We start from the raw sequence: 10964 nt of genomic DNA, 5'->3' as shown, positions 1-10964 counted from the left end.
GCACCCGAGCCGCCCGCCCCTGGCCCCGGTCCGGCACCCGCTCCCGAGCCGGGCCCCGGGCCGGTTCCGCCGGGGCCGGCTCCGGACCCCATTCCCAAGCCGCCGGGGCCCGATCCCGTACCCGACCCCGAGCCGCAGCCGGGGCCGGCCGGACCTTGATCAGTCGGCGCGTACCTCCGACCGGTCACCGCCCCACAGGGTGTGGAACGCGCCCTCGCGGTCGGTGCGCCGGTAGGAGTGCGCCCCGAAGAAGTCGCGCTGCCCCTGGGTGAGGGCCGCGGGCAGCCGCTGGGCGCGCAGCGCGTCGTAGTACGCGAGCGCCGCCGAGAAGCCCGGCGTCGGGACGCCGCGCAGCGCCGCGCCCGCCACTACCGCGCGCCAGTCCTCCTGCGCAGCGCCGATCTCCTCGGTGAACCCCTTGTCGGACAGCAGGCTCACCAGCCCCGGCTCGGCGTCGTACGCCGCCCTGATCCGGTCGAGGAACGCGGCCCGGATGATGCACCCCGCGCGCCAGACGGCGGCCACGGCGCCGAGATCGATTCCCCAGTCGTACGTCTCGCTGCCCGCCCGGATCTGGTGGAAGCCCTGCGTGTACGACACGATCTTGGACGCGTACAGCGCCTGCTCCACCTGAGCGGCGAAGGCGGCCGCCTCCGCTTCCCCGAGCGGCGCCGCCGCCGGGCCGGGCAGCTCCCGGGAGGCCCGGCGCAGCTCCGTGTGGCCGGACAGCGAACGGGCGAAGACCGCCTCCGCGATGCCCGAGACCGGCACGCCCAGATCGAGCGCGATCTGGACCGTCCACCGGCCGGTGCCCTTCTGCTCCGCCTCGTCGGCGACGACGTCGACGAACGGCTCGTCGGTGGCGTCGTCGATGTGCGACAGCACCTCGGCGGTGATCTCGATCAGGTACGAGTCCAGCCGGCCGGTGTTCCACGAACGGAACGTCCGCGAGATCTGCTCCGGGCTGTACCCCGCGACGGAGCGCAGCAGGTGGTATGCCTCCGCGATCAGCTGCATGTCGGCGTACTCGATGCCGTTGTGCACCATCTTGACGAAGTGGCCGGCGCCGTCCGGACCGATGTGGGCGACGCAGGGAGTGCCGTCCTTCGCCTTCGCGGCGATCCTCTCCAGCAGCGGGCCCAGTGACGCGTACGCCTCGGCCGACCCGCCCGGCATGATGCTCGGACCGTGCAGCGCGCCCTCCTCACCGCCGGAGACGCCCGTGCCGACGAAGTGGACACCGAGTTCCCGCAGTTCCTTCTCGCGTCTCCTGGTGTCCTCGAAGTGCGCGTTGCCGCCGTCGATGACGACGTCTCCGGGCTCCAGCAGCGGCGCGAACTCGCGGATCACCGCGTCGGTCGGCTCGCCGGCCTTCACCATGAGGATCAAGCGGCGCGGCCGTTCCAGGGCGGCCACGAAGTCCTCGGCGCTCTCCGCCGGTACGAAGGCGCCCTCGTCACCGAACTCCTCGACGAGGGCGCGCGTCCTGGCGGCGGTGCGGTTGTGCACCGCCACCGTGAGGCCGTTGCGGGCGAAGTTGCGGGCGAGGTTGCCGCCCATCACCGCCAGCCCCGTTACACCGATCTGGGCCTTGTCACTCATGCGTGAGCTCCTGGGGTGTCCGTGTCTGCGTCCGTGGGGGTACGTACCGACGGACCCGGCTGTTCACCGATCTTCGCGCCGCGCTGCGGCTTCCGCGCTCCGGACCGGCCCGTCCGGCCGTCGGTCCGTCAATATGCCCCTGGCAGGGGTGAGTTCGGCGTACAAGCCCTTGTCACGGAGCGTACGGTGGCCCTACTTTTGCCGATTGCGACGAGTCCGACGCGTGACGTGAGTGGGGGGAATCGAGCATGGCCGCATCCGGTCGACACCGCCGGTACCAGCCGAGCCGCATCAACCGTGCATCGCTCACGGTCACGGCCTCGGGCGCCGGGATAGCCCTGCCCCTGGTCGCGCCGGGAGCCGCCGACGCCGCTTCGGTGGACGTGTGGGAGAAGGTCGCGGCCTGCGAGTCGACGAACAACTGGCAGATCAACACGGGCAACGGCTACTACGGCGGCCTCCAGTTCAAGCAGTCCACCTGGCAGGCGTACGGCGGCACGGCCTACGCCCCGCGCGCCGACCTGGCGACCAAGGACGAGCAGATCTCCGTGGCCGAGAAGGTCCTCAAGGGGCAGGGGCCGACGGCGTGGCCGCTGTGCTCCGTACGGGCCGGCCTGACCCGGGGCGGCGACGCGCCGGACATCAGCACCGGGCCGAAGGCCGCCCCCGTCAAGGCGAAGCAGCCCGGGAAGGCGCCGGCCCCCACCGCGCACGGCGAGACCCGCACGCCCGAGCCGAAGGCCGGGGCGAAGCGCGACGGGGCGAAGAAGGACGGGGCCAAGGGGAAGACGTACACCGTCGCCGGCGGTGACACCCTCTCCACCATCGCGGACGCCGAGGACGTCAGGGGCGGCTGGCAGCGCCTGTACGCCGCCAACCGCGAGGTCGTCGGCGCGGACCCCGACCTCATCCTGCCGGGACAGCGGCTGACGCTGGACGGCGCGCACAGATCCTCGCCCGGCAAGAAGGCGGGACAGCGGGCCGGCCGGGGGAGCGAGGCCGAGCGGGTCACGGCCCCGAGGCCGCCCAAGGCACCCAAGAAGGAGAGCAGGTCCACGGGCCTCTCCGCCCCGGTGGACGCCGGCCCCAGTACGCCGTACCGGGCGGCCGGTTCCTCCTGGGCCAGGGGCTACCACACCGGGGTCGACTTCCCGGTGCCCACCGGCACCGCGGTGAAGTCCGTCGCCCCCGGCCGGGTCGTGTCGGCCGGCTGGGGCGGGGCGTACGGCTACCAGGTCGTCGTCCGGCATGCCGACGGCAAGTACAGCCAGTACGCGCACCTGTCCGCGCTCACCGTCCGCGAGGGCCAGAGCGTCGGCGCGGGCCAGCGCATCGGCCGTTCCGGCTCCACCGGCAACAGCACGGGCCCGCACCTCCACTTCGAGGTGCGCACCGGGCCCGGCTACGGCTCCGACATCGACCCGCTGGCCTACCTCAGGGCCGGTGGCGTCGCCGTCTGAGTCCGGGACGGCGGGCCCGCGGGACGCGTACGCAGCCGCGGTCGCGGCCCGGGCGTCGCGGCCGCCGGCGGCTCCGTCCGTGCCGCGGGTGCCGTCCGCGCCGCCGGTCCGGACGGCACCCGCGGCACGGACGTGACGGCCGGTCCGGACGACACCGGCGTCCGCGCCGGTACGCCCCGCGGCCGCTGCTGCTCGGCGTGCGCCCCCAGCCGCTCCGTCGTCAGCAGGATCAGCCCGCCCGCCGCCACGACGCCGCAGCCGAGCGCCAGTACCGTGCCGGTCACGCCGTACCGGAAGTGCTCACCGAACAGGGTGATGCCCACGGCGGCCGCGACCACCGGGTTGGCCACGGTGACCGTCGCCAGCGGGGCGGCCAGGCCGGCGCCCCGGTAGGCCGCCTGGGAGAGCATCATGCCGGTGGCCGCGAGCCCCGCCACGGCCAGCAGGCTCGGCAGCTGCCCGGTCGGTCCGCCGGGACCGCCCGCCGCCGTCCAGTCGACCGCCACCGTCTTGGTGAACACCGAGGCGATGCCGAACGCGCCGCCCGCCGCCGTGGCCAGCAGCACGCTGCGTACCACCGCGCGGCGCACCCGCCGCGCCACGAGGAAAAGAACCGCCACCCCGCCGGCCGTCACCAGCGCCACCGCGAGCCGCTCACCGCCGGCCAGGGACTGCGCGTCCGCCGTGCCGGTGAGCGACAACAGGCCCGCGAGCCCGGCCGACGCCATGATCGCCCCGCGCCAGGCGGCGGCGCCCGCCCCGCGCCGTACGAACACGGCCGCCATCGGCAGCGCGAAGACGATGGTCAGTGCTCCCAGCGGCTGCACCAGGGACAGCGGCCCGTACGCGAGCGCCCCGACGTGCAGCAGCGCGCCCAACCCGTTGAGCGCCACGGCGGCCCACCACGCGCCGTGGCGCAGCGGGGCGTACGGGCGGGCCGGGGTCGTGGCCGCCACGCGCTCCTGGACGATGGCCCCGGCCGCGTAGGCGACAGCGGAGACCAGCGCCAGCAGCACGGACAGCGCGAGAGCACTCATGTGCTCCACGATCTCTCCTCGGAGCGTTCGCGTCGTCGTCCTTGAGCACGCATTCGGACGTACTGCCGACGTAGTACGGGGGTACGGCCGAAGTCCTCCTCCCGGTGATCGCCTCCCCTCCCCGGGGCGGAGGACAGCGGGCCCTTTCCCTGCCACGGCGGCGTGTGACACTGGCCCCGACGGAAGGGTGGGGGAGACATGGACCTGGCGGAAGTGGCGTCGGTGGGCGGGTTCTTCGCGCTGAGGACCGGGACGCCCGACCGGGGCGCTCATGTGCCGCTCGCGCGGATCTACGCCGGTGACACGGCCCCGCTGACGTTCCGCGTCGACAAGGTCGCCGCCCGGCTCGCGGCCCCCGAGCGCAGAGTGGCCGCCTCCGTCGCGCACCTGGGGCTCGCCGCCCGGCTGTGGTCGCTCGCGCTGGGCCCGGCCGCCCTGTACGGCGAGTTCCCCGACCTGCCGCCGGCCGGTCTGCGGTGGGACGCCGACCTCGCGTCGCCGCACGACCTGTGGCTCACGGCGCCGCCGCGCCCGCTGCCCGCCACCGCCGAGCGCGTCCGCGAGGTGGTCCAGTACGGCCACCTCGCGCCCCTCGCCGACGCGTTGTGCCGGGACGGCCGCATCTCGCACGCGCTCCTGCGGGGCAACGCCGGCTCGGCACTGGCCGGCGCGGCCCGCGAACTGCACGCCTGGGGCCGCGCGAACGGGCGGCCCGAGGTGGGGGAACGGGCCCTCGCCCTGGCCGCCGAGCTCTTCCGCGACCCGGACCTGCGCGCCACCGGCACGCTGGACGGGGCGTCCTTCCGCCGCCGCAGCTGCTGCCTCTACTACCGGTGCCCGTCCGGTGGCCTGTGCGGCGACTGCGCGTTCGAGCGCCCTCCGGTGCGCTCCGTGCGGCGGTCTTCCGCACAGCCCGTATCTGAGTGACCATCAAGGGAAGGCGACGACGGGGGGACCGCGATGAAGGTGGGACTGCTCACCCGTGAGTATCCGCCGGACGTGTACGGCGGAGCCGGCGTCCATGTCGAGTTCCTCGCCCGCGAGTTGCGCGCCCTCGCCCAGGTCGAGGTGCACTGCTGGGGCGCCCGTGAAACCCTGGGCGCGGTCCACGGCCACCGCCCCGACGACGCCCTCGGGCACGCCAACGAAGCCCTGCGCGCCTTCTCCGTGGACCTGCGGATGGCCGCCGCGCTCGACGGGTGCGACCTGGTCCACTCCCACACCTGGTACACCGGCCTCGCGGGCCACTTCGCGAAGCTGCTGCACGGCCTGCCGCACGTCATGACCGCGCACTCGCTGGAGCCCCTGCGCCCCTGGAAGGCCGAGCAGCTCGGCGGTGGCTACACCCTGTCGAGCTGGGCCGAGCGCACCGCGATCGAGTCCGCCGACACCGTCGTCGCCGTCTCGCACGGCATGCGCGCCGACATCCTGAGCAGCTACCCGGCCCTCGATCCCGGCCGGGTGCGCGTGGTGCACAACGGCATCGACACCTCGCTCTACCGGCCCGACCCGGCCACCGACGTGCTGGAGCGCGTGGGCATCGACCCCAAGCGTCCGTACGCCCTCTTCGTCGGCCGGATCACCCGCCAGAAGGGCGTCCCCCACCTGCTGCGGGCCGCCCGCGCGCTCGACCCGGGCACCCAGCTCGTCCTGTGCGCCGGCGCCCCCGACACCCCGGAGATCGAGCGGGAGTTCCGCGACCTCGTCGACGAACTGCGCCGCACCCGCCGCGGTGTGCACTGGATCGAGCGGATGCTGCCGCGCCCGGACGTCGTCCAGCTCCTGACCCACGCCGCGGTGTTCGTGTGCCCGTCGGTGTACGAGCCGCTCGGCATCGTGAACCTGGAGGCCATGGCGTGCGGCACGCCCGTCGTCGCCTCCGCGGTCGGCGGCATCCCCGAGGTGGTCGAGCACGGCGGCACCGGGCTGCTCGTTCCGTACGACGAGTCGCAGCCCGCGGCCTTCGAGGCGGGTCTGGCCGCGGCCGTCGACCGGCTGACCGGGGACCGGGACGCGGCGGCGCGGATGGGCGAGGCGGGCCGCGAACGGGCGGTGCGAGAGTTCGGCTGGGACGCCGTGGCGCGCCGTACCGCGGTCGTGTACGAGGAGATTCTCAAGTCAAAGTAGCGAGCAGGAGGCGGCAGATGCGCGGTGGACCTTCGGTGCTCGGGATCGTACTGGCCGGCGGGGAGGGCAAGCGGCTGATGCCGCTGACCGCCGACCGGGCCAAACCGGCGGTGACGTTCGGCGGCACGTACCGGCTCGTCGACTTCGTCCTGTCGAACCTGGTGAACGGCGACATCCTGCGCAACTGCGTGCTGACGCAGTACAAGTCGCACTCGCTCGACCGCCATGTGACCACCACCTGGCGGATGTCCAGCCTCCTGGGGAACTACGTCACCCCGGTGCCCGCCCAGCAGCGGCTCGGGCCGCGCTGGTACCTGGGGAGCGCCGACGCGATCCTCCAGTCGCTCAACCTCGTGTACGACGAACAGCCCGACTACATCGCCGTGTTCGGCGCCGACCACGTCTACCGCATGGACCCCCGGCAGATGCTCCGCCGCCACATCGAGAGCGGCGCGGGCGTCACCGTCGCCGGCATCCGGGTGCCGCGCACCCAGGCGTCGTCCTTCGGGGTGATCACGCCCGCCGCCGACGGGACCAGGATCGAGCGGTTCCTGGAGAAGCCCGCCGACCCGCCGGGCCTGCCGGGCGACCCGCGCCGCGTCTTCGCCTCCATGGGCAACTACATGTTCACCGCCAAGGTGCTCGTCGACGCCCTGCACCGGGACGCGGAGGACGAGAACTCGGTGCACGACATGGGCGGCTCGATCCTGCCCATGCTCACCGAGCGCGGGGTGGCGCAGGTCTACGACTTCGACGACAACCACGTGCCGGGGGAGTCCCCGCGCGAGCACGGCTACTGGCGCGACGTCGGCACCCTCGACACGTACTACGACGCGCACATGGACCTCATCTCCGGCCAGCCGCAGTTCAGCCTGCACAACCGGCGCTGGCCCGTCTACACGCACCCCGGCCAGCTGCCCCCGGCCCGTTTCGTCTCCGGGGGCATCGCGGGTGAGTCGATCGTCAGCGCGGGCTGCTGCATCGGCGGCCAGGTCACGCGCTCGGTGCTCTCGCCGGGCGTGGTGGTGGAGGAGGGGGCCGTGGTGCAGGGGTCCGTCCTGCACGACAACGTCCGCATCGGCCGGGGCGCGGTCGTCAGGGGCTCGATACTCGACAAGAACGTCGACGTACCGCCCGGGGCGACGATCGGGGTGAACCCGGAGCGCGACGAGCAGCTCTACACCGTCTCGAAGAACGGCGTCATCGCGCTCGGCAAGGGACAGGTGGTGTCGTGACGCGCGGCCACGGGTGACCGGGTGCCGCGCGTGACCGGTGCCGTCCCTGACCGGCCCGCGCGTGACCGCCCGTGTGAGATGCGTCGCTGCGGGCCCTTACCGGGGTGAGGGGTTTGGCGCCGGGCCGCCCGCTTACGTAGAGTTCGGATTTTGGTACTTCACAAGCGGCACATGCGGCACGAGCGACACGAGGACAGCAGCGGCGATGACGGTGACAGAGGACAGTCCGGCGGCGTACGACGACATCCCGGACGGCCAGGACACCCAGGCGTTCGGCCCCGGCATCGACCCGGACCGCATGTCCGTCTGCCTGAGCGTGCTCGACGAGCTCGACAAGCTGGACGTCGACCACCCCGACGCCATCGCGGTACGCCGCGCCACCGCCGGCATCTACCGGACCGTGAAGCAGCGCCGCCGCCAGGAGCGCCGCGCCGCGAAGACCGCCCACGACCGGGCCGTCACGCACGCCACGGCGACCGGCTCCGCCGACCGTATCGACGACGAGACGCAGGGCGTACTCCCCTCCTCCACGGCCACCGCCGAGATCGCCGGCATCCTCCAGCGGCCCAGGTCCTGCTACATCTGCAAGACCCGGTACGTCGAAGTCGACGCCTTCTACCACCAGCTGTGCCAGAAGTGCGCCGCCGAGAACCGGGCCCGCCGTGACGCCCGCACCGACCTGACCGGCCGGCGCGCGCTGCTCACCGGCGGCCGCGCCAAGATCGGCATGTACATCGCGCTGCGGCTGCTGCGCGACGGCGCGCACACCACCATCACCACGCGCTTCCCGAACGACGCGATCCGCCGCTTCAAGGCCATGCCGGACAGCGAGGAGTGGATCCACCGCCTCAAGATCGTCGGCATCGACCTGCGCGACCCGGCCCAGGTCGTCGCGCTCGCCGACTCGGTCGCGGCCGAGGGCCCGCTCGACATCCTGATCAACAACGCCGCGCAGACCGTCCGCCGCTCCCCGCGCGCGTACAGCGAGCTGATCGCCGCCGAGTCCGCCCCGCTGCCCGCCGGCGAGCTCCCGGCCGCCGAGGTCATCGGCGCCTTCGGCTCCGGCGCCCAGCTCTCCCTGCCCACGGCCCGCCCCGAGGGCCTCACCGCCCAGCAGGTCACCGATCTGGCGCTGGTCACGGGCTCGGCGTCGCTCGCCCGGATCGAGGCCGGTACGGCGATCGACGCGGGCGGGCTCGTACCCGACCTCGATGACACGAACAGCTGGATCCAGACAGTTTCCGAGGTCGACCCGGTCGAGCTGCTCGAAGTGCAGCTGTGCAACTCGACGGCGCCGTTCATCCTCATCAGCCGGCTGCGCCCGGCGATGGCCGCGGCCGCCGCCCGCCGCAAGTACGTCGTGAACGTCTCGGCGATGGAAGGCGTCTTCAGCCGCGGCTACAAGGGCGCCGGGCACCCGCACACCAACATGGCCAAGGCCGCGCTGAACATGCTCACCCGTACCAGCGCCCAGGAGATGCTGGAGTCCGACGGCATCCTGATGACGGCCGTGGACACCGGCTGGATCACCGACGAGCGCCCGCACCCGGACAAGATGCGGCTGGCCGAGGAGGGTTTCCACGCCCCGCTCGACCTGGTCGACGGCGCTGCCCGCGTCTACGACCCGATCGTGCGCGGCGAGGACGGCGAAGACCTCTTCGGCGTCTTCCTCAAGGACTATGCCCCCGCCAACTGGTAGGAGCGGGACGCGAGCGGGGTGGACGGCGGCCCGGGAAGGGCGTCACCCACCGGACCCGTGGGCCGCGGCGACGAGCTCCAGGACCGGCCGCCAGTCCTCCATGACCCCGGCGTCGAGGCCGCCGGTCTTCCCCGCGTCGTCGGCCTCGCGCGGCGTCACCGCCGCCGGTGCCGGCGGATCGCGCGCGAACGCCGCGGCCTCGCCGGGTGTCATCGCCCCGCCCTGGCGGCCCAGGGTCAGCTCGCTCTGCGGGGACAGCGGGCGGCCCGGCGCGATCGCCGCCAGGTAGCGCTTCGCGGGCACGTGCGGCTGTCCGAGCCGGGCCACCCGCGCACCGGGCAGCGGGCGCACCGCGTCGGCCGCCCGGTCCGCGTGCCCGCGTCGTCGCCGGGCCTCAGCAGGTGCCCCAGAGCATGGACGAGCCCCGCCACCTGCAGTTCTTTGGCGCTGGAGTGTGAGCGACGCGACACCTGCGCGGTCCGCGGCGCGTGGTCGTGCGGATCGACCGGATCGCCGTCGCGCCCGGGGGCGTCCCAGGCGCCCCGGCAGGCGTGCGGCAGGGACATCAATTCCTCGACGCCGCGCGGCTCCATGCCGTTTCCCTTGCGAGAAGTCCGGGTGCTGTCGCCCCGAGGAGATCAGCGCGTACCGGACTCGGGCTGAACGGGACACGAAGGACAGCAGGCCGAAAGGTGACGTAAACCATCGAGCGGAACCATGCTCATATGGGTACTCTGTTGCTCACGGACCGCCTCACCAAGGCCACTCCCGTCTGAGTAACCGGCGCCACCGCGACCGTAATGCCCCCATATTCCTGACCCATCGGGCGCCCGGTCGCCGCCGGCCCAGGCCAACGGCGACACGTCCGACGGGTTACGCGACACAGAGGAGTGCGCGGTGACGCCAGAGATGACAAAGCAGGACAAGCGATCGCACGATGGTGGCGAACGGGCCGGTCAGGCCCGTCGCCGCAGGCCCGACGAACTGGGCAGCCTGGAAGTGTGGTCCCGTTCCGCCCCGATCAGGCTGGCGGGGTACGAGGAGGACCTGGCGGAGCCGCACATCCTGCCGGGAATCGACTGAGCGAACCGAGTGCGACGGGCGTCCCCGCCCCGGCCCGCGACCGGGCCGGCGCGGGGACGCCGACGTCGTCACCGCGCGCGGCCGGCCGCCGGGGGTTCCACCTCCAGGAACCGCCGCCGGCGCGGTCCCCGGTACAGCAGGGCCGTCCAGCCGAGCCGGCCGAGCTCGGCCGCGCACCGGGTCAGCGCCTCCTGCTCCTCGTGCACGGCGCCGCCGCCCGGCGGGCCGGCCCACTCCACCCGGGCCGTGCCGGGGCGATCGCCCGCTTCCACCCGGTAGCCCGTCGCGGTCCGCGTGCCGTCGCCGTCCACCGCGGAGGCGGGGATCCCGGCGGCCTCCAGCACCAGGGCCACGGACCGCACCACCTGCCTGACCTCCCACGCCGCGGGCACGGCCTGCGGATCCTCGGCCCGCGTGTTCGTCAGGCGCCGGATCTGCATCAGCCCCTCGAACGCCACCCGCACCTCGGCGTCCCGCCGCCCGCCGGGCGCTCCGGGCGCCGGCCCGTCACCGGTGGCCGCCTCGAACGCTCCCGCCGTCATCGCCCCGCCTCCCCGCGTTCCGGATGGAACGACCGATTCTGTCAGGGCGGTCCCCCGGGGGCGAGAGCCGTCGGCGGCCGGAACTCACGGACGAGCGTGCGGTGCCACCAGGCGCCCGTCTCCCGCAGTTCGCGCCAGGTGGTGAAGCGGTAGCGGTAGACGCGGGCCCTGACGTGGGT

11 protein-coding genes are annotated in these 10964 nt (G+C 73.7%); 6 read left to right on the top strand and 5 right to left on the bottom strand.

Annotation, left to right across the window (positions count from 1 at the left end; translation table 11 throughout):
• Positions 1-159: 159 nt before the first annotated feature.
• Positions 160-1602 carry an NADP-dependent phosphogluconate dehydrogenase gene (gene gnd, locus E2E34_RS25350; RefSeq protein WP_138904234.1) on the bottom strand — a complete coding sequence of 481 codons (1443 nt, stop codon included), beginning with the start codon at positions 1600-1602 and terminating at the stop codon, positions 160-162.
• A gap of 248 nt (positions 1603-1850) precedes the next feature.
• Here gnd and E2E34_RS25345 point away from each other — a divergent pair, with 248 nt between their 5' ends.
• Positions 1851-3062, top strand: coding sequence for a transglycosylase family protein (locus tag E2E34_RS25345; RefSeq protein ID WP_138904233.1), 1212 nt, complete (start codon positions 1851-1853; stop codon positions 3060-3062).
• Here E2E34_RS25345 and E2E34_RS25340 read toward each other — a convergent pair.
• The gene (locus tag E2E34_RS25340; RefSeq protein WP_208765333.1) at positions 3032-4099 is read right to left on the bottom strand and encodes a DMT family transporter; all 1068 of its coding nucleotides are present in this window, start codon (positions 4097-4099) and stop codon (positions 3032-3034) included. The two genes, E2E34_RS25345 and E2E34_RS25340, sit on opposite strands and share 31 nt — an antisense overlap.
• A gap of 198 nt (positions 4100-4297) precedes the next feature.
• Here E2E34_RS25340 and E2E34_RS25335 point away from each other — a divergent pair, with 198 nt between their 5' ends.
• The 4 genes from E2E34_RS25335 (at position 4298) to E2E34_RS25320 (ending at position 9160) form a co-directional block, all read left to right on the top strand.
• Positions 4298-5026 (top strand): (2Fe-2S)-binding protein, encoded by a 729-nt coding sequence (locus E2E34_RS25335; RefSeq protein WP_138904232.1) that lies wholly within the window; start codon positions 4298-4300, stop codon positions 5024-5026.
• A 33-nt stretch (positions 5027-5059) separates the two neighbouring features.
• On the top strand, positions 5060-6226 hold the full coding sequence (glgA, locus tag E2E34_RS25330) for a glycogen synthase (protein WP_138904231.1): 1167 nt from the start codon (positions 5060-5062) through the stop codon (positions 6224-6226).
• A gap of 17 nt (positions 6227-6243) precedes the next feature.
• Positions 6244-7461 carry a glucose-1-phosphate adenylyltransferase gene (glgC, locus tag E2E34_RS25325; RefSeq protein WP_138904230.1) on the top strand — a complete coding sequence of 406 codons (1218 nt, stop codon included), beginning with the start codon at positions 6244-6246 and terminating at the stop codon, positions 7459-7461.
• Positions 7462-7666: 205 nt separating this feature from the next.
• Positions 7667-9160, top strand: coding sequence for an SDR family NAD(P)-dependent oxidoreductase (locus tag E2E34_RS25320; RefSeq protein ID WP_138904229.1), 1494 nt, complete (start codon positions 7667-7669; stop codon positions 9158-9160).
• A gap of 42 nt (positions 9161-9202) precedes the next feature.
• Here the strand turns inward: E2E34_RS25320 and E2E34_RS36690 are convergent, their stop codons facing one another.
• Entirely contained in the window at positions 9203-9511 is a 309-nt protein-coding gene (locus E2E34_RS36690) for a hypothetical protein (RefSeq protein WP_244316078.1), read from the bottom strand.
• A gap of 546 nt (positions 9512-10057) precedes the next feature.
• Here E2E34_RS36690 and E2E34_RS25310 point away from each other — a divergent pair.
• Positions 10058-10243 carry a hypothetical protein gene (locus tag E2E34_RS25310; RefSeq protein ID WP_138904228.1) on the top strand — a complete coding sequence of 62 codons (186 nt, stop codon included), beginning with the start codon at positions 10058-10060 and terminating at the stop codon, positions 10241-10243.
• Between the two features lie 68 nt (positions 10244-10311).
• Here the strand turns inward: E2E34_RS25310 and E2E34_RS25305 are convergent, their stop codons facing one another.
• The gene (locus tag E2E34_RS25305) at positions 10312-10785 is read right to left on the bottom strand and encodes a hypothetical protein (protein WP_138904227.1); all 474 of its coding nucleotides are present in this window, start codon (positions 10783-10785) and stop codon (positions 10312-10314) included.
• A gap of 41 nt (positions 10786-10826) precedes the next feature.
• Positions 10827-10964 (bottom strand): lipase maturation factor family protein (locus tag E2E34_RS25300; protein WP_138904226.1); only part of this gene is annotated, 138 nt, incomplete at its 5' end.

Origin of the sequence: Streptomyces albidochromogenes, from assembly GCF_005981925.1 — a bacterium.
Lineage (GTDB): Bacteria > Actinomycetota > Actinomycetes > Streptomycetales > Streptomycetaceae > Streptomyces > Streptomyces albidochromogenes.
The sequence above is the reverse complement of the archived record's forward strand: the minus strand, read 5'-3'. Positions and strand labels throughout refer to the sequence as shown.

Bases quoted from the DNA above. Each gene is read 5' to 3' on its own strand.
- gnd (WP_138904234.1), bottom strand. From the start codon at position 1,602: ATGAGTGACAAGGCCCAGATCGGTGTAACGGGGCTGGCGGTGATGGGC.
- E2E34_RS25345 (WP_138904233.1), top strand. From the start codon at position 1,851: ATGGCCGCATCCGGTCGACACCGCCGGTACCAGCCGAGCCGCATCAAC.
- E2E34_RS25340 (WP_208765333.1), bottom strand. From the start codon at position 4,099: ATGAGTGCTCTCGCGCTGTCCGTGCTGCTGGCGCTGGTCTCCGCTGTC.
- E2E34_RS25335 (WP_138904232.1), top strand. From the start codon at position 4,298: ATGGACCTGGCGGAAGTGGCGTCGGTGGGCGGGTTCTTCGCGCTGAGG.
- glgA (WP_138904231.1), top strand. From the start codon at position 5,060: ATGAAGGTGGGACTGCTCACCCGTGAGTATCCGCCGGACGTGTACGGC.
- glgC (WP_138904230.1), top strand. From the start codon at position 6,244: ATGCGCGGTGGACCTTCGGTGCTCGGGATCGTACTGGCCGGCGGGGAG.
- E2E34_RS25320 (WP_138904229.1), top strand. From the start codon at position 7,667: ATGACGGTGACAGAGGACAGTCCGGCGGCGTACGACGACATCCCGGAC.
- E2E34_RS25305 (WP_138904227.1), bottom strand. From the start codon at position 10,785: ATGACGGCGGGAGCGTTCGAGGCGGCCACCGGTGACGGGCCGGCGCCC.